This window comes from Collinsella sp. AF23-2 (assembly GCF_003459245.1).
In the GTDB taxonomy this organism is placed as follows: Bacteria; Actinomycetota; Coriobacteriia; order Coriobacteriales; family Coriobacteriaceae; genus Collinsella.
Window position 1 is genome coordinate 1 of record NZ_QRVG01000015.1, and the last position, 17,505, is coordinate 17,505.

Consider the following 17,505-nt stretch of genomic DNA (forward strand, 5'->3'; position numbering starts at 1 on the left):
GGGCCATTGTGGCTCTTGACAGCGGATTGGGTCATATGAGCAAAAAGCCCCCGGAAAGCAAACGAATTGCTTTCCGGGGGCTGCGCATAACGCGAGATTACGGAGCCAAAGAGACGCGCCTACATCCAAATGCGGACGGCAGCGAGCGCGTTACTCGGCGTGTGCGTAATCCACCTTGGCGCGGCGAGCGGTAGCCTTCTCCCAATCGCTGGTGCCCTCAAAGACATCCTGCTTGTAGGGATTGCGGCCGAGCTTCTTGGCGCGGTAGGCGATGTAGATGATCGCGGCGATGTTGGCGACCAGTGCGGCGATCGAGACCGCGGTGGCGGCGCCGGGGTCGAGCGTGGAGTGGGTCACAAAGATGGACTCCTCCTGGAAGTACGGGAACACCTGGGCAAACATGCACCAAATAGCAAGCGTAAAGGCGCGGTTCTGGATCCAGCCGCCCTTGTTCCAGATAAAGGCGGCGACGGTGGGCGCCAGCAGCAGCGCAAAGCCGCAGAACCAGGAGTGGGTGGGCAGGCAGTTGTAGGTGTAGCAGAAGTTCCAGATATCGTAGGCGATGATGTAGACCCAAGTCATGTCGGGCCACAACATGTCGGTCTGATCCTCGGAGGCGTAGACGCTCCACCAGCCGGTCATGCAGAAGATGTTGATGAGACCGGCGATGCCGTTGAACACGTTGTTCCAGCCGGCAAGCTGCGTGGCACCCTCGGAGGTGACCCAGGTGGACTGGCCCAGGACAAAGAAGTGATAGGCGCTCTCGAAGTCGGACACGACGGCGATCATGATGTTGATGGCGACGATCACAAACGGCCATGCACGGAACCAATGCGCCTTGCCGATCTTGCCCCACTGGTACTTAATGGCAATGAAGCCCCAGCAACCGGCCAGCGCCGCGTACACCTTGGCGTAGTGGAACCAGCTGTTCTGGTACACGTGAGTGGGGTTGGTGAGCGCCCACTCGGCACCCTGCGAAACGCCGACGGCGATGGCGACGCAATAGATGGTCATGGCCAGCGGAGCCACGCCAAAGATGATTGCCGCGCCCAGCTTGGTGCGGCGGCCGACCTCGTTGAGCACGATGAGGCCAATAAAGACCATGGCCCAGCCGGCCCAGTGGATAAGGGTATCGCTACCCCAAACATCGAACAGCATGCTGCTCTCCTTTCACACGCCCGCGGCCCCTCTTCTGATCGCGGGCAGTTTGGCCAAATGTCGTCAGTTCTGGGGCTTGCGCTCCGGATACTTGGCGGTATAGCCCTCGATGTGGAGCGTCGAGGCGATAATCTCCTTGACCGTCTCGTCGGGCACATCGGGGTGCGTGCGGATATACATCAACAGTCCCATGATGAGGGTGTAGAACGTCTCGTAGACATGGTCGATGCGTAGCTCATGATGGGCGACAAAATCCACCACGGTGGTGTCGCAGATATACTGCGCCACGCGCTGGACCACGTTGTGCAAAAAGCCGCCGTAGAGCGCGCCGCTGCTCGAGGTGAGCGTGCTTGGCAGCTCGTGGCCGCTCACGACCAGGTGCTTAAAGAGTGGGGCGACGGTGTCGAGTGCGCCTTCGATGTCGCCAACCGTGCGGCTGGCGTTCCACTGCTCGAGCTCGGCGATAAAACCGTCGATCGCTTCGTCCATCACGGCGGTGACGGCGGCGTCCATATCGGCGAAGTAGTGGTAGAACAGCGAGCGCGTGCAGCCGGCTCGCTTGGTCACGGCCGAGACAGATAGATGAGACACGCCCAGCTCGGAGCTCACGGTGCGCACGGCATCGAGGATCTCGCGACGGCGTTCGTCGCCCGTCAAGCGCTTTGCCGTGCTGTCGGGCGCGGGGACGGCGTCGGCCACAGAGGTGTTCGCTGCGTTACTGCTCATGTGTTTGCCGCCTTTCATCCGTTTGAGCCTGACCGTTCGCCTAACAGTCTTGAATATTGTTGACGGTTCGTCAATACTGTTTTTGACACAATGTCAACAATAACGGGTGAACGGCGTGGGAGCATGTCGAGCCCGTAAAAAGAGGGGCGCTGCGTGCCTGCCAGGCTGCGGCAAGAGAAGGGACGACTATGATTCTCAACGGACCGGGGATTAGTTACACCGAGCCCGATATCGGTGCGGAGTTTGTGCCGCCGATACCGGAGCATCCGCGCGAGGCCATCGTCAAACTGTGTGAGCACTGCACCAACCGCCTGTTGCACCGCGACGAGCTGCTGGGCTACGAGTACTGGTCGTTTGCCGAGGCCGCAACCGACGAGCAGGCCGAAGTGCTCTGCAAGATGAAGATGCGCCGTCCCTATACGCTGCCCGAGATGGTCAAGCTCACCGGCATGCCCGAGGCCGATATCGAAAAAATGCTCGACGACATGAGCTACACGGGTCTGCTCGAGTACAACTGGGAAAACCCCGAGCGCGCCAAGCAGTGGGTGCTGCCCATGCTGGTGCCGGGTTCCGCCGAGTTCCTCAACATGCGCGTGAGCCAGCTCGAGGAGCATCCGGTCTATGCCAAGTTCTTTGAGCAGGCGTCCAAGGGGCCGCTGTCCAAGGCCACGCCGATGGTGCCGCCCGGCGGTGCCGGCATTGGCATGCATGTCATTCCGGTCGAGAAGGCCATCGATGCTGCGAGCACCTCGGTGCCGATCGAGCATATCGAGCATTGGCTCGACAAATACGAGGGTAAGTATGCCGCCAGCACCTGCAGCTGCCGCGCGAGCCGTCGCGTGATGGGAGAGGGCTGCGCCGACGACCCGGCCGATTGGTGCATCGCCGTGGGCGATATGGCCGACTACGTGGTCGAGACCGACCGCGGCCATTATGTGACGCGCGAGGAGGTCTACGACATCCTGCTCCAGGCCGAGGACAACGGCTTTGTGCACCAGATCACCAACATCGACGGTGAGAACAAAATCTTCGCCATCTGCAACTGCAACGTCAACGTGTGCTACGCCCTGCGCACTTCGCAGCTGTTCAACACGCCCAACCTGTCGCGCTCAGCCTATGTCGCCAAGGTCGAGAAGGACAAGTGCGTGGCCTGCGGTCGCTGCGTTGAGGTGTGTCCGGCCGGCGCCGCCAAACTGGGCCAGAAGCTCTGCAGCAAAAAGGCCGGCGGCCGCGTGCCCGAGTATCCGCGCCAGGAGCTGCCCGATGCCACCAAGTGGGATCACACCAAGTGGTCGCCCAACTACCGCAACGACAACCGCATCGAGACGCACGAGTCTGGCACCGCGCCCTGCAAGACGGCTTGTCCCGCTCACGTTGCCGTTCAGGGCTACTTAAAGCTTGCGGCGCAGGGCCGCTACGACGAGGCTCTGGCGCTCATCAAGCGCGAGAACCCGCTGCCCGCTATCTGCGGCCGTGTGTGCAACCGCCGCTGCGAGGATGCCTGCACCCGCGGTCGCGTGGACGAGGCCGTGGCTATCGATGAGGTCAAGAAGTTTATCGCCCAGCGCGATCTGGATGCCGCGACTCGCTATGTCCCGCCAGTGGTGACCCCGACGCGTGCCGGCGGCTTCGACCAGAAGATCGCCATCATCGGCGCCGGTCCGGCCGGCCTGTCCTGCGCTTTCTACCTGGCCGAGAAGGGCTACAAGCCCGTCGTGTTCGAGAAAAACGAGCGCCCGGGCGGCATGCTCACCTACGGCATTCCCAGCTTTAAGCTGCAGAAGGATGTTATCGAGGCCGAGGTCGAGGTCATTCGCCTGATGGGTGCCGAGTTCCGCTATGGCGTGGAAGTCGGTCGCGACGTGACGCTCGACGAGCTGCGCGCGCAGGGCTTTAAGGCCTTCTACGTGGCCATTGGCTGCCAGGGCGGCCGCCTTGCCGGCATTCCGGGCGAGGATGCCGAGGATGTGACCGTGGCCGTCGACTTCCTTCGCGAGGTTAACAGCGGCAAGATCGACGCGCTGCCCGGGCGCACCATCGTGGTGGGCGGCGGCAACGTGGCCATCGACGTCGCGCGCAACGCCTGCCGTCTGGGTTCCGAGCACGTTGAGATGTTCTGCCTGGAGAGCGAGGCCCAGATGCCTGCCAGCGAGGAGGAGCGTCGCGAGGCCATTGAGGACGGCGCGCACATTAGCTGCGGCTGGGGCCCCAAGGAGATTCACCTGGACGAGGCCGGTCGTGTGTGCGGTATCACCTTCAAGCGCTGCACGCGTGTCGTTGACGACGAGGGCCGTTTTGCGCCCGAGTATGACGAGAACGACTTGCGCCGTGTCGATGCCGACCGTGTCGTCATGTCGATTGGCCAGTCCATTGTGTGGGGCGACCTGCTGGCTGGCTCCAAGGTGGAGCTCGGCCGCGGCCAGGGTGCCCTTGCCGATCCGCAGACGTACCAGACCGCCGAGCCCGACATCTTTGTGGGCGGCGACGTCTACACTGGCCCCAGCTTTGCCATCGATGCCATTGCCGCCGGTCACGAGGCCGCGGTGTCCATCCATCGCTTTGTGCAGCCGGGCTCCACGCTCACCATCGGCCGCAACCAGCGCCGCTACACCGCGCTTGACCGCGACGATGCCGTGATCGAAAGCTACGACAACGCGAGCCGCGAGGTTGCGCATGTGGACCGCGAACGCGAGAAGGCCGCGCCGTTTAGCGAGTACGTCGAGACCTTTACCGAGGAACAGGTGCGCGCCGAGACCGCTCGCTGCCTGGGCTGCGGCGCCTCGATCGTCGACCCCAACAAGTGTATTGGCTGCGGTCTGTGCACCACCAAGTGCGCGTTCGACGCCATCCATCTGGATCGCGACCGCCCCGAGTGCTCAACGATGGTCAAATACGAGCAAAAGCTCCCAAGCCTGGGCAAGTACGCGCTCAAGCGCGCCATTAAGATCAAATTCGGGAAGAAGTAAGAAACGCAACAAGCAGGAGAACGGCGCAGAGAGCGGTTGGACAGCGAGCGAGTCCCAGGCGTGGCGAGGTGCCTTGAAAGAGGAGGGCATAGGGCTTTTGCCCATGCCCGACGATTGAAAGGCAGATCGCCCGTCTGGGGCTCGCGCAGCGTCAAGCCGACCGCCGTTCGGTAGAACGGCGGAAGGAATTAAAAGTGCACGAGATCGGGATTGTTTATCACATCATTCGTGATGTCGAGAATGTGGCGCGCGCCAATGGCGTGAGTCGCGTTTCGAGCGTGACGCTGCTCCTGGGCGAGGTCTCGGGCGTCGTTCCCGATCTGCTGCTTGATGCTTGGCGCTGGGCGGCAGATAAAAAGCCTATCACGCAGGGCGCGGAGCTTATTGTGGAGCCTGTCGAGGCCGTGACGCATTGCGAGGCGTGCGGCTGCGACTACGCGACGGTCGAGCACGGCAAGACCTGCCCCCATTGCGGTAGCGGCGAGACCTATCTGCTGCAGGGCCAGGAGGTCATGATCAAGCAGATCGAGACCTCCGACGAGGACCCGACAGACGCTGCCCCCGACGGCCTATCCGATGCCCCCGATGCCGTCGACGCCGCCAACCCCCTCCACATCGCCTAACTTAGTCGTTGGGGACGTTCTTAAACGACTAGTCGAAAAAGAACGTCCCCAATGACTAGCCATTTAAGAACGTCCCCAATAACTACTTTGCTAGAGCATATCGCTCGCCATTAGTCAAGGCATAGCTGTTTAAACGAAATAGCCTCGGTCTCAGCACGTTTGCATCTGTTTAAAAGCGGTAATAATGACAGCATGCGCATATCCGTCGTGTAAGTATTGGTTGGGTATCAGTTATCAGCGGCAGATCAGCCAATGATGCTGGAATGTAATCAACTTGTAACAAATTAAGACGTTTAAACAAATAATGCTACCTTTTGCAGTTTTTCAAACAATTCTGCTGTATTTGCAGCTATACTCCATAACTGTCGTGTAGGAATTACGTAGACAAAAAGGAGGTTATGTGATGGTAAGTATTGTTCTTGCTAGCCATGGTGACTTGGCGGCTGGAATCAAGCAGACGGGCTCGATGGTCTTTGGCGATCAGCCGTCTGTAGCCGTGGTCTCGCTCGAGCCGAGCATGGGCCCCGACGACTTCCGAGCCAAGGTCGAGGAAGCAGTCGCTTCCTTCGAGGACCAGGAGCAGGTGCTCTTCCTCGTTGATCTGTGGGGCGGCACGCCCTTCAACCAGATCAGCGGTCTCATCGAGGGCCATGATTCCTGGGCTATCGTCACCGGTGTCAACCTGCCTATGCTCATCGAGGCATATTCGCAGCGCTTTGACGCAAAGAACACTGCACATGCGATCGCAAAACATCTCGTGACTGAGGCTAAGGCCGGCGTGCGCGTCAAGCCCGAGTCTCTGGAGCCCGAGGAGAAGAAGCCGGCTGCGGCCGCCGCTGCTCCTGCGGGTGCCATTCCTCCGGGAACGGTGATCGGCGACGGGCACATCAAGATCGCCCACGTCCGTATCGACACGCGTCTGCTGCATGGTCAGGTGGCCACCACGTGGACCAAGCAGATCAACCCCAACCGCATCATCGTGGTCTCCGACGGCGTTGCTCACGACGAGCTCCGCAAGACCATGATCGAGCAGGCTGCCCCTCCGGGAGTCCATGCCAACGTCGTGCCCATCAAGAAGATGGCCGAGGTCGTCAAGGACACGCGCTTTGGCGACACCAAGGCGATGCTGCTGTTCGAGAACCCGCAGGATCTGCTCAGGGCCATCGAGGCCGGCGTCGACATCAAGGAAGCCAACATCGGTTCCATGGCCCACTCCAAGGGCAAGGTCGTCGTCACTAACGCTGTCGCTATGGGCGATGACGACGTCAAGACCATCGAGGCTCTCAAGGCCAAGGGCGTCAAGTTCGAGGTCCGCAAGGTTCCTTCGGATTCCTCCGAGGATCTCGACGCCATGTTGAAGAAAGCAAAGGCCGAACTGGCCGCTCAAGCATAGTAAAGGAGGGTCCGATACATGTCTGCAATCACTATTCTGCTTGTTGCGATTGTCGCGTTGCTTGCCGGTATGGAAGGCATTCTGGATGAGTTCCAGTTCCATCAGCCGCTCGTGGCATGCACGCTTATCGGTCTCGTAACCGGTCACCTTCAGGAGGGCATCCTCCTGGGCGGTTCGCTCCAGATGATGGCCCTTGGCTGGGCTAACGTCGGCGCCGCCGTCGCGCCTGACGCCGCTCTGGCCTCGGTCGCTTCTTCGATCATCATGGTGCTCGCCCTCAACGGTGGCGCCACCGATTCGGCCAAGGCCGTTACCGCCGCCATCGCCGTCGCCGTCCCGCTGTCGGTCGCTGGTCTGTTCCTGACCATGATCTGCCGTACCCTGGCTACCGCTATGGTTCACGGCATGGACGCCTGCGCCGAGAAGGGCGACTTCGCCGGCATCGAGCGTTGGCAGTACGCCGGCATCCTCATGCAGGGTGTTCGTATCGCCATCCCGGCAGTACTTCTGTGCATCATCCCGGCCGAGGCTGTTACCAACGCGCTTAACGCTATGCCCGATTGGCTGTCCGGCGGCATGGCTGTCGGCGGCGGCATGGTCGCTTCCGTCGGTTACGCCATGGTCATCAACATGATGGCCACCAAGGAGACCTGGCCGTTCTTCATCCTCGGCTTTGTCCTTGCTGCCATCCCTCAGCTCACGCTGATCGCCCTTGGCCTCATCGGCATCTCCCTTGCCCTCATCTACCTTGGCCTTAAGGATCTGGCCAAGCAGGGTGGCGGCATGGGCGGTGGCTCCGGTGACCCGCTCGGCGACATTCTGAACGATTACGAGTAGGAGGGGAGTGATACATATGGCAGAGAACAAGATTCAGCTCACCAAGGCTGACCGTAAGAAGGTTTGCTTCCGTCATCAGTTCCTTCAGGGCTCGTGGAACTACGAGCGTATGCAGAACGGCGGCTGGTGCTTCGCAATGATCCCTGCGATCAAGAAGCTCTACACCAGCAAGGATGACCAGATTGCCGCTCTTAAGCGCCACCTGGAGTTCTATAACACCCACCCCTATGTTTCCGCCCCCGTCATTGGCGTTACCCTCGCCCTCGAGGAGGAGCGCGCCAACGGTGCTCCGATTGACGACGTCGCCATTCAGGGCGTCAAGGTCGGTATGATGGGCCCGCTCGCCGGCGTCGGCGACCCCGCCTTCTGGTTCACCCTTCGCCCGATTCTGGGCGCACTGGGCGCTTCCCTGGCCCTGTCCGGCAGCATCGCCGGTCCGCTGCTGTTCTTCTTCGCGTGGAACATCATCCGTTACGCCTTCCTGTGGTACACGCAGGAGTTTGGCTACAAGGTCGGCTCCTCCATCGCCAAGGACCTCTCCGGCGGTCTGATGGGCAAGGTCACCGAGGGTGCTTCCATCCTTGGTATGTTCATCATCGGCGCCCTTGTCGAGCGTTGGGTTTCCATCTCCTTTACCCCGGTCGTCTCCAAGGTCACGCAGTCTGCTGGCGCCTATATTGACTGGGCCAACCTGCCCGCCGGTTCTGAGGGCATCAAGCAAGCATTGACGATGTACAGCTCTGTCGGTGCCAACGCACTCGACCCGGTGAAGGTCACCACGCTTCAGGCCAACCTCGATCAGCTCATCCCCGGCCTTGCCGCCGTGTGCCTGACCCTTCTGGTCTGCAAGCTCCTCAAGAAGAAGGTCAGCCCGATCGTCATCATCCTGGCTCTCTTCGCCGTCGGCATCATCGGTCGCGTCTGCGGCTTCATGTAAGCACGCTTCGGCTTAAGACCGAGAGTTGCTAGGCAAGGGCTTTTGAGCCATTGAAACGGACCGCACCCGGTGGGTACACTGGATGCGGTCCGATTGTTTTTATTGGAGGGCGAGGCGCGTATGGCGCAATCTCAGAACAGCACGGTCGATCTGGCAACGCCGGCAACCTGCCTGATGGGGCTTACCAGTCACGGTAACGTGATGGTGGGCAATAAGGCGTTTGAGTACTATAACGAGCGTAATCCCGAGGATTATATCCAAATCCCGTGGGACGAGGTCGACTATATTGCCGCCGAGGTTTTGCGCGGCACCAAGAAGATTACGCGTTTTGCCATCTTTACCAAAGAGAATGGCCACTTTACGTTTTCGACGCGCAATGACAAGGAAACGCTTCGCGCGGTGCGTAAGTACATTGACGAGGACAGGCTCGTTCGTTCGCCCGACTTTATCGATGTGACGGCCAAGGGTGCCAAGAGCATCCCCTCCGTTATCAAAAACCTTTTCCACAAAGGCAACTAGTCATTAAAGAGCGCCCCCTCAAAGTGGGGCGCAGTCTCCCATGTGGCTCGATCGGGAAAGTGCACCCCAGTTCGAGCGTCGATTCCGGGATGTAGTTTCCGGAACGGGGTCGTTTGGGAAACCGTGTCCCGTTTCGAGCCGAAATTCTGGGTCACAGTTTCCCAGCGAGGTCTCATGGGGAAAGTCTGCCCCAGAATTTGCCTGGATAGTGGGACGCACTTTCCGGAGGGCTGTTCCACCGCAACTTCGAAGAGTGGGTATACGCTGCATTACAGCGGCGTAAATCTGCTACACTAATACAACATGCCTCCGTAGCTCAGGGGATAGAGCACCGCTCTCCTAAAGCGGGTGTCGACGGTTCGAATCCGCCCGGGGGCACCAGAAAAATCGCAGGTCAGGAGTTAATTTTGCTTCTGACCTGTTCTGGTTTTAGGGTTAAGAACTGCTTTTGTTTGTAAATCTGGTAAGTAAATAATTTAACTTACCGAGTTTTCCACTGAAAACAGGAAATCACCATTTTGGGGATAAAAAGTTTTCAACAGCCGTTAGTCGGTTCCATTTTGGTGAAGCGCTTCCTCAATTTGGGTAAAAAATTTCACCATTTTGATGATTCGGCTGCTTTGAGTTTTTGATAAAAACGCCTGTTCAGAAGCTTGCGCTATACCCATTTTGGTGAAACCAATTAATAGAGAAATATACTATAAAAATATAGGGACGGCGATGCCGTCCTCTTCGCTCGCGAAGCTCGCTGCGCGGCCACGTACCGTGTCCTTGCCGCCGGCTAAGCCGTCGATAAAGAATAGGGACAGCGATGCTGTCCCCCTTCGCTCGCGAAGCTGCTGCGCGGTCACGTGCCGTGACCTTGCCGCCGGCTGTGCCGTCGATTGATTCGCTCACTGCGTTCGCTGATTGATTGATGGACTAATCCGTTTTCTCAGTCACACCAGTCATGAGTGCAGCGATTGTCATGTCGAATCCGTTAGCAATTTTACAGAGGTTAGAAAGACTGACATTTCTTCGTCCGACCTCTATCGAGGCGTAGTAAGACCTGTCCATGCCGATGCGATTCGCAAATTGTACTTGAGAGTAACCAGACTTTGATCTTAATTCTTTGCAGCGTAGACCAAAGGATCGTTGTAGCGGCGAGATATCCATGACAAAAAGAGTCATGGATTGTTGTATAAAAGCCAACGGACTATATACAACAATCCCTGTTAAGGCGCATAATTATCTCTATTGGAAAGCACTCTGATGCCCAGTCGGATAGGGCACGGAAAAGGAATGGAATAGCAATGACTCAGGGAAAGCATTTCGCTGCCGGCGGCGATCACTTCGCCACACTGCCAAACAAAAAGATTCACGCCCCGAAGGGGATCGCGCGTCTGACCGTCACCGCGGCGACCATGGCCGCCATGACCGGATCGAGCCTCATCTCACCGTTCACGGCATTCGCCCAGACCGGTGACGGGGGCACGCAGCACCCCGCCGTGATGTCGCCGATCGCCGCCCACGCCGGCGCGGCATCCGGTGTCGGCGCGAAATCCGCCGCACAGACCATCGCGGACCTGCAGAAGGCAGTCGACGAGGCGAAGGCGAAGGAGGACGCCGCCAAGGCATCCTACGATGAGGCCGCCGGTCCCTACAACGAGGCGGCTTCCGCCCGCGACCAGGCCAAGGCATCCTACGATTCGGCAGTCAGCGCCGGCACGGCAGCCGACCGAGCGGCAATGGACGAGTACGCCCGTCAGGTCGCAGAGGGCAAGGACGCCGCCGATACTGCCGGCAAGGACCTCGAGCAGGCGAAGGCGGGTCTCGCAGACGCCAAGGCGGATGCGTCCGAGAAGGACGAGGCGTACAAGTCCGCCCTCAAGGCGGCCCAGGATGCCAAGGATGCCCTCGATAAAGCCAAGGCAGATGCCGTAAGCGCCACCCCGGAGGCAATCAGTGCCGCCGAACAGGCCGTGCGCGACGCCCAGGCTGCCGTGGACAGGGCACAGGTTGAACTCGCCAACGCCAACGCTACGCTTGCCGATGCCCAGTCCAAGCTGGTTGCGGCCCAGTCTGCAAAGGATTCCGCCGATTCCGTCCTTGTCGCAGCCAAGCAGAACAAGGACGCGGCGGATGCGAAGGTCGCAGCAGCCAGCGCCGCCTATGAGCAGGCGAAAGCCGACCTCGCCGCAGCGGAGGCAGGCGCCAGCGGTCCGGAGTACGATGCGGCAAAACAGAAGGTCGCGGACGCGGAGGCAGCCCTCGCTGCCGCACAAGCGGCACAGTCCCAGTGCGAGTCCGAGCTCGAGCAGGCGCAGTCCGCTGCAGCAACGGCGCAGACCGAGCTGAATGATGCCCAGGCGTCCCTCTCCATAAAGCAGCAGGCCGCGGCCGATGCCGAATCCGGCATGAACGCCGCCCAGTCCGCACTCGATGCCGCGAACGCCGACCTCGATGCCGCCAAGCAGGCGAACGTCGACGCCATCTCCAAGCTGGATGCAGCGAAGCAGGCTGTCAAGGACGCTGAGTCCGCCAAGGCAGCCGCCGATGTAGAGCTTGCGAACGCCAAGGCCGCAAAGGATACCGCAGACGCCGCCGTGACCGCCGCGCAGCAGAAGGTCGACGAGGCACAGGCAAAACTCGATTCCGCCGACGCGCAGCTCAAGCAGGGAGCCATCGGCTTCTTCCGTGCCATGGGTGCCGATGACGCAGTCAACATCATCCTGAACGCCAAATATGCCGGAAAGACCGAAGTCGGCAACTCCAAGGACGCCACGTCCCTTGATAACATGCTCAATGCGATCAGGTGGATGAAGTCCGTCAACGACTACCGCAAGTCGGTCGGCCTGTCCGAGCTCCAGGTCACCTACAAGCTCATCGCCGGTGCCATTGCGGATGCCAACTACAGTGACACTGTGCTCGATCATGCCCGTCAATATAATTTTGCCGAAAACCTGGCATGGAATTACGGAATCGATCCGAGTGGGCAGTGGATCGAGCAGGAGAAGGGCTTTTTCGACAAGGCAACGGAGGCCCTTTATGGAGTCACCGGTCTTGTCGGCAAGGATGCCTATGATTTCTATGCAAAGAACGGCGTCGCAATCAACCATTGGATTGCAAACAACTGCCGCTGGGAGAACGGCAGCAGCGGCACCGTCGGCCATTACATGAACATCATCAATCCCGAACTCGCCGTTATGGGAATGGCAACCTGCACCAAGGGCACCATGTCCGGGCTTCAGACGCAGTGCTATACCGCAGAGATCTCCGGCTGGTCCGGCTCCGGTTGGAACACGAACCCCATCTCCGTCGACGAGTACGAGCAAAAGCTGACCTCCTATATCAACGGTCTCAAGAACGCCAAGAGCGCACTCGACGCAGCCAAGGCCGATCTCGCATCCAAGAAGCAGGCAGCCGCCGGCGCCACCGCAACCGTTCAGCAGAAGCAGGTCGCAGCGGATTCCGCACAGGCAGGTGTCGATGCCGCGAAGCAGGGCGTCGCGGATGCCCAGCGTGCCGTCGATGCCGCCAATGCTGATGTCGCCGCCAAGCAACAGGGCGTCACGGATGCCCAGACCGAGCTTGATGCGGCGAAATCGGACCTCGATGCCGCCAACGCGGCAGTCGATACGGCAAAGTCGACCGTCCAGCAGAAGCAGGTCGCCTTTGATGCTGCCAACGCAGCCGTAACGACCGCACAGTCTAAGTTGGATTCCGCCAAGGCGGACACCGCTGCTAAGCAGCAGGGCGTGGACGATGCGAACGCCGACCTCGCGAAGTTCTTCCAGGACATCGCCGACGCCAAGAAGGCGGTCGATACAGCAAAGAGCGTTCACGACGCGGCGGCAGCCGACCAAGCCGAGAAGGCGGCAGTCCTCGCAGCCGCCAAGCAAAAGGCGGACGGCACCGCACGCGCCCTCGCGGATGCCCAGCGTGCCGTCGATGCCGCAAAGGCCGACACCGGCGTTGCCGCCGACAGGCTCACCGGCTCCCAGACCGATCTCGAGGACGCACAGTCGAACCTCGACATCCTCACCGGTCTTGCCGCGAAGCTCGCAGAGGCACAGCAGCGCCAGCAGGATGCAGTAAAGGCCGTCAATGACACCAAGGCCGCGCTCGATGCCGCGAAGGCGGATACCATCGCCGCCGAGTCCCTGGTCTCCGCCGCCGAACAGGCAAAGGCGCAGGCAGACGCCAAGCTGGCGAGGCTGAACTCCATCAATGCCGACGCGGCGATCGCTTCCGGCCATGACGCGAACGCGGATGACGCCCTCAACGCGCTTTTCGCCGCAGCAGTCGAGGCACGTGCCAAGGTCGCGCCCGCCAAAGTCATCCTGGACGAGAAGCAGGCTGCGCTGGACGGGCTCAAGCCCGGCTATGATGCGGCGCTCGCCGCCTACGAGCAGGCGAAGTCCGACCGCATCGCGGCGGAGCAGGAGCTTTCCGATGAGATCGCACGACAGGAGGCAGAGGAGGCCGCAAAGCAACAGGTGGCATACAGCCCGAAGCATCTCGCCGGCACGGAGACCGCCCGGCCCGGCAACCTCGCCCAGACCGGCGACCGCACGGGCCTCATCGGCGAGACGTTCGCCATCGGCGGTACCGTCCTTGTGGCAGCCGGCGTCTTCCTCGACCGGAAGAAGCGCCGCGAGCAGATGTAAAAGCGAGTCGGGCGTTGGATATCGGCTAGTGTCCAACGCCCGGTTTCATGGACGGGGAGATCGGTGTGAGAAAAAAGGCTATTATCGTTGCGCTTCTGGTGTGCCTTTCGGCACCTCAACTTGGATGTGCCGGCGTTGCAAAGCAAGGAAGCGGCTCTACGGAAAGGGCCGCCACAGCGGTAAAGAACAAAGACAAAAAGAAGCCAAGCGAAGAAAAGGCGGCGCAAACCTCTGGAACCAAGACCGAGGAGAAGAAAGAATCCGACGACAAGGACCAGAAGTCCGATGACTCCAAGAAGGAGGATAACAAGTCTTCCGATTCCTCGAAGTCGGACAACAAGGGCGATTCCTCCCAGTCCAAGCAGAATTCCGGCAATTCGCAGAGTTCCGGCAGCAACAATTCCTCTTCCAACGGCGGCAGCCAGAAGAAGTGGGTTGCCGAGCAGGGCCACTGGGAGACAGATTACAGCCAGGTCTGGGTGCCGAATGTGGTTTATACGCGCCATGAACGTTGGATCTGCAGTGCATGCCACGCAGCATTTGGATCTGCAGCCGAAATGGACGCTCACGCTCACGCTACTTTTGGCGATGCGCAGCATCCTAACGGCGGTTCTGCAATCAATGATTCGTATACCACCTCTGAGGACCAAGGACATTATGAACAGCAGGCTACGGGACAACATTGGGTCGTCGATGTTGCCGGTCACTGGGAATGATGGACATATGTTCCTCTCCTCTTACATTCGGTAAATGTTTATTTATTTGTGGGCGGCCGGTTCGGCCGCCTTTTTTAGACGCCCAGTCTAGGAGCAAACGATAGGAAAGCAATCAAACGAGAGGGCGTTCCAAAAGAATCCGGCGGTGCCGGATGCTTTGGGCAAAACCTTCCGCAAATCGGTAAGGTCTTCCATCAACTTGCTTCAGCCCTCGCCCGGAGTCCGCTGCGCGGTAATGCAAACACTCGGCATCCCTCGCATTCGCATCACCGCTCCGCTCTCGCTACAGCGAATTTCTAACACTCAGCATCCTTCGCGTTAAAAATTCGCTTCCGCTCACGGTCTCCGCTGACACTACGACACCGCGAAGCCTTTCGCTCGAAACGAGGCCTCTCATTTCGTGTCTACGCTACGCTCCGCCCAATCGCCGTTCCGGTGATTGCAAGATGACTGTGGGTGGCATTTTTGTGGGCCCATTCGGACCCCAAAAACACCACGCCACAGACCTTGCCTATCGCCTGCTGCGGCGATAAGGTTATCGTGAAGTTGAAACTTCGCGATGAAGAATCGCGGCGACGATTCTTCATTTTTGGAACGACGCCAGCCGTTCCTCATCAAGGAAAGCGAATCGCATAGCAGGTTTTGATCGGAGTCCTCTCCGATCGCTGATTCGTTTTCCGAGGAGGAATCATGAGCAGGCTCCGCCCACACACCGTCAAGGCGTCTCTTTCAAATGACGAGAAGAAAACCATCGCTGCAATCGCAAAGCGACATGAGATGAGCGAGGCGGAACTCATCCGCTTCGTTTTGTGCAATGCCGACGATCTCGATATCGATTTTGGTTTTTCGGAAATCGCTGGGCAGAAATTCCGAACCGATGACATTCACGTCCGGGTCTCGCCGGAAGAAAAAAAGAAAATCGAAAGCAATGCTGATTCCCTTGGCGTGACCGTGAGCTCGTATGCGCGGCGCGTACTGCTCAAAGGGAATGTCGAGAAAATCGATGTCGATCGGGCGTCGATCGACAAGATTTATCACGAACTTCTGAAGGAAGGAACGAATCTCAATCAGCTGATGTACTTCGTGAACGCCCAGGGGCTTCCCGCGTACAACGAGAAAGCTGTTTTCCGCACACTCGAAAAGGTTTACCAAGTTGGGCGTAAGCTGGACTGTTTTATCGATGAGCTCGAGAAGCGCTATTTCGTTGGTGGTGATGTGAAGTGACGGTTATCAAACAGAAAAGCGTTTCGAGCGATCGCTACGCAAAGAACGTCCGTAAATACATCAACGGAAAAGATGCGCTTGCGCGTGGTGGCTGGAACATCGAATACAGCGATCGCTGGTTTTCGAAAATGGATAGAACCAGAAAGGTTTTCCATCACGACAAGCCGTCGAGAGCCGGAGCCAAAAACGTAATCTTGCTTCATCAGATCCTCGCGTTCCTTCCGGAAGAATGCTCATGCAACGGGGGCAAGATGACCCCCGATGCATGTTTGGCCTACGCGGAGCAATGGCTTGCGAAGCACTATATGCATCAACAGGTGATTCTCGCGCTGCACGAAGAAAGCGATAAGGCGGGAAAACGCTACGCAGTGCACATGGCGATCAACCGTACCGATTTGTTAACTGGCAAGCGTTGCGAGACGGGCGGGCGGCATGGAAAGTACGAACGCGCCTCATGGGTCCGCGAACTCGATAAGGACTGGAATCTCGCCCAGCTCGAAAAGGGAAAGAAGAATTCGAAGATTCGAGATCGACAGCCGCGCGATATTGAAAAGGAGATTGTCGATCGCGGAGAGTACAGTTATAAAAACAATCTGCGCGAGCTGATCCATATTGCAATCAACGACTACCACCCGAAGAATATGGAGCAGTTCAAAAAATTACTTGCCTCATGGGGCGTAGACATTTTCATCAAGAACAATCGTGTCTATGCGACAGATCTTGATATCAAAGAGGCCGGCAACCCGAAGTGCACTTTCAACCTGACCCGTCTTGACGGTCGGTTTGCGGTCAAGCAACTTGAGGCGGCCTTCAAAAATAACGTGCTTGAAGCCGAGCGAGCCCTTCCATACGAGAAGCGCTGTGAGATCTACATCCAACGGCTTAAAAAAGCGTATTCGGCGTGGGTCGAGCAGGCAAAGGCGAGCAAGGGCGTCGCCTACAATCTCTTCCCTAAGTTCATCGCACCGAAGTGCGATGAAGATCTGCTCGAAGATCCGGCGGTTCGCGATGAGCTTCTTGCGCGTCGCGGCTACGCAAGGGAGATTCGCAACCGCTATTCCGGCGGCGTTGTCGATGCCGGCGACGACCGTGTTCGCGCCGCCGGCCAGGCGCACAGCGGTAGCGCCGTGTCGCGACAGATGGACGATCGCGTTGTCGATCGCGGTGATTTCTCACGCGGAGGCACGCCTCGCTAGTTTTGGAAAGCCTATCGTCGGTGCCCTAGCGCGCTGCCATCCAGTGCCGATTCTTTCATGCTCGCAATTCGGCGAGGGTGAGGAGTATGAATTGATCGGCGGGAGTCAGCCGCTCTGATAGAATCGTCCTTGCTGGCGGCAGCCCTCGTGCCGGGCAGAGCCCTCCATCCGATGGGAGGTGATGCCCATGACCGATTTCACCGAGCTCGTGAAGCTCCTGACCGCTATGGTCTCGCTCCTCACGGCCCTTGTCGGCCTTTCCAAGGCACTCAAGCAGGGCTCGAAGCCCAAAAAGAAAGGCCACCGTCGCTAAGACGATGACCCAACTTCGTTAAGCAACGGCTCTGCCCAGCTCTCTACAACTTGGGCCGCCGTCGGCACCATTCTACCCTCCTGACGAGCAATTCGTCCATATTTCAAAAATCAAATCCTGTTCGCGCGTGGGCGTAAACTTTTAGTTGGGCAAATCCGGCAGATTGGAGCTTGAAACATGAGGGATATGCACCTCATGTCGCTCATAAAACGTCTCCTGACCTCGAAGGAGAACGTTTTTTAGCGATA

14 protein-coding genes and 1 tRNA gene are annotated in these 17,505 nt (G+C 58.9%); 12 read left to right on the top strand and 3 right to left on the bottom strand.

Features of this window, described 5'->3' with window-relative positions; translation table 11 throughout:
* Positions 1-150 precede the first annotated feature (150 nt).
* Both DWY03_RS06910 and DWY03_RS06915 read right to left on the bottom strand, forming a co-directional pair.
* Complete coding sequence (locus DWY03_RS06910) at positions 151-1,158, bottom strand: DUF5692 family protein (RefSeq protein WP_117840269.1); 1,008 nt, start codon at positions 1,156-1,158, stop codon at positions 151-153.
* 63 nt (positions 1,159-1,221) lie between these two features.
* Positions 1,222-1,884 (bottom strand): TetR/AcrR family transcriptional regulator, encoded by a 663-nt coding sequence (locus tag DWY03_RS06915; protein WP_117840270.1) that lies wholly within the window; start codon positions 1,882-1,884, stop codon positions 1,222-1,224.
* 188 nt (positions 1,885-2,072) lie between these two features.
* Between DWY03_RS06915 and DWY03_RS06920 the strand changes: the two genes are divergently transcribed.
* From DWY03_RS06920 to DWY03_RS06950, 7 genes are all read left to right on the top strand, one after another.
* Positions 2,073-4,850 carry an FAD-dependent oxidoreductase gene (locus tag DWY03_RS06920; RefSeq protein ID WP_197032815.1) on the top strand — a complete coding sequence of 926 codons (2,778 nt, stop codon included), beginning with the start codon at positions 2,073-2,075 and terminating at the stop codon, positions 4,848-4,850.
* Between the two features lie 194 nt (positions 4,851-5,044).
* Entirely contained in the window at positions 5,045-5,473 is a 429-nt protein-coding gene (locus DWY03_RS06925; protein WP_117840271.1) for a hydrogenase maturation nickel metallochaperone HypA, read from the top strand.
* A 403-nt stretch (positions 5,474-5,876) separates the two neighbouring features.
* Positions 5,877-6,866 carry a PTS sugar transporter subunit IIB gene (locus tag DWY03_RS06930; RefSeq protein WP_117637934.1) on the top strand — a complete coding sequence of 330 codons (990 nt, stop codon included), beginning with the start codon at positions 5,877-5,879 and terminating at the stop codon, positions 6,864-6,866.
* Positions 6,867-6,884: 18 nt separating this feature from the next.
* Positions 6,885-7,703: a PTS mannose/fructose/sorbose transporter subunit IIC gene (locus DWY03_RS06935; RefSeq protein ID WP_089573274.1), complete on the top strand. Its 819-nt coding sequence runs from the start codon at positions 6,885-6,887 to the stop codon at positions 7,701-7,703.
* Positions 7,704-7,719: 16 nt separating this feature from the next.
* On the top strand, positions 7,720-8,640 hold the full coding sequence (locus DWY03_RS06940) for a PTS system mannose/fructose/sorbose family transporter subunit IID (RefSeq protein ID WP_117564942.1): 921 nt from the start codon (positions 7,720-7,722) through the stop codon (positions 8,638-8,640).
* A gap of 120 nt (positions 8,641-8,760) precedes the next feature.
* Positions 8,761-9,159 carry a DUF956 family protein gene (locus DWY03_RS06945; RefSeq protein ID WP_117800596.1) on the top strand — a complete coding sequence of 133 codons (399 nt, stop codon included), beginning with the start codon at positions 8,761-8,763 and terminating at the stop codon, positions 9,157-9,159.
* A 305-nt stretch (positions 9,160-9,464) separates the two neighbouring features.
* Positions 9,465-9,540, top strand: a tRNA-Arg gene (locus DWY03_RS06950).
* Positions 9,541-10,080: 540 nt separating this feature from the next.
* Here the strand turns inward: DWY03_RS06950 and DWY03_RS06955 are convergent.
* Positions 10,081-10,329, bottom strand: coding sequence for a helix-turn-helix domain-containing protein (locus DWY03_RS06955; RefSeq protein WP_117640691.1), 249 nt, complete (start codon positions 10,327-10,329; stop codon positions 10,081-10,083).
* Between the two features lie 122 nt (positions 10,330-10,451).
* On the opposite strand from DWY03_RS06955, the gene DWY03_RS06960 reads away from it, so the two are divergent.
* The 5 genes from DWY03_RS06960 to DWY03_RS10310 all read left to right on the top strand — a co-directional run bounded on the left by DWY03_RS06960 (position 10,452) and on the right by DWY03_RS10310 (position 17,257).
* On the top strand, positions 10,452-13,808 hold the full coding sequence (locus tag DWY03_RS06960) for a hypothetical protein (RefSeq protein ID WP_117840272.1): 3,357 nt from the start codon (positions 10,452-10,454) through the stop codon (positions 13,806-13,808).
* 47 nt (positions 13,809-13,855) lie between these two features.
* A complete protein-coding gene (locus DWY03_RS06965) occupies positions 13,856-14,524 on the top strand; it encodes a hypothetical protein (RefSeq protein ID WP_231500811.1) in 669 nt (222 codons plus the stop codon).
* Between the two features lie 690 nt (positions 14,525-15,214).
* Positions 15,215-15,748: a hypothetical protein gene (locus tag DWY03_RS06970; protein ID WP_117840273.1), complete on the top strand. Its 534-nt coding sequence runs from the start codon at positions 15,215-15,217 to the stop codon at positions 15,746-15,748.
* A complete protein-coding gene (locus DWY03_RS06975) occupies positions 15,745-16,944 on the top strand; it encodes a relaxase/mobilization nuclease domain-containing protein (RefSeq protein ID WP_117840274.1) in 1,200 nt (399 codons plus the stop codon). Before DWY03_RS06970 ends, DWY03_RS06975 begins: the two co-directional genes overlap by 4 nt.
* A 187-nt stretch (positions 16,945-17,131) precedes the next feature.
* Positions 17,132-17,257, top strand: a complete 126-nt coding sequence (locus tag DWY03_RS10310; protein ID WP_255413117.1) for a hypothetical protein — start codon at positions 17,132-17,134, stop codon at positions 17,255-17,257.
* Positions 17,258-17,505 lie beyond the last annotated feature (248 nt).

Coding starts and splice junctions, on each gene's coding strand:
- DWY03_RS06960 (WP_117840272.1), top strand. CDS start 10,452: ATGACTCAGGGAAAGCATTTCGCTGCCGGCGGCGATCACTTCGCCACA.
- DWY03_RS06970 (WP_117840273.1), top strand. CDS start 15,215: ATGAGCAGGCTCCGCCCACACACCGTCAAGGCGTCTCTTTCAAATGAC.
- DWY03_RS06945 (WP_117800596.1), top strand. CDS start 8,761: ATGGCGCAATCTCAGAACAGCACGGTCGATCTGGCAACGCCGGCAACC.
- DWY03_RS06930 (WP_117637934.1), top strand. CDS start 5,877: ATGGTAAGTATTGTTCTTGCTAGCCATGGTGACTTGGCGGCTGGAATC.
- DWY03_RS06965 (WP_231500811.1), top strand. CDS start 13,856: ATGGACGGGGAGATCGGTGTGAGAAAAAAGGCTATTATCGTTGCGCTT.
- DWY03_RS06955 (WP_117640691.1), bottom strand. CDS start 10,329: ATGACTCTTTTTGTCATGGATATCTCGCCGCTACAACGATCCTTTGGT.
- DWY03_RS10310 (WP_255413117.1), top strand. CDS start 17,132: ATGACCGATTTCACCGAGCTCGTGAAGCTCCTGACCGCTATGGTCTCG.
- DWY03_RS06935 (WP_089573274.1), top strand. CDS start 6,885: ATGTCTGCAATCACTATTCTGCTTGTTGCGATTGTCGCGTTGCTTGCC.
- DWY03_RS06920 (WP_197032815.1), top strand. CDS start 2,073: ATGATTCTCAACGGACCGGGGATTAGTTACACCGAGCCCGATATCGGT.
- DWY03_RS06915 (WP_117840270.1), bottom strand. CDS start 1,884: ATGAGCAGTAACGCAGCGAACACCTCTGTGGCCGACGCCGTCCCCGCG.
- DWY03_RS06940 (WP_117564942.1), top strand. CDS start 7,720: ATGGCAGAGAACAAGATTCAGCTCACCAAGGCTGACCGTAAGAAGGTT.
- DWY03_RS06910 (WP_117840269.1), bottom strand. CDS start 1,158: ATGCTGTTCGATGTTTGGGGTAGCGATACCCTTATCCACTGGGCCGGC.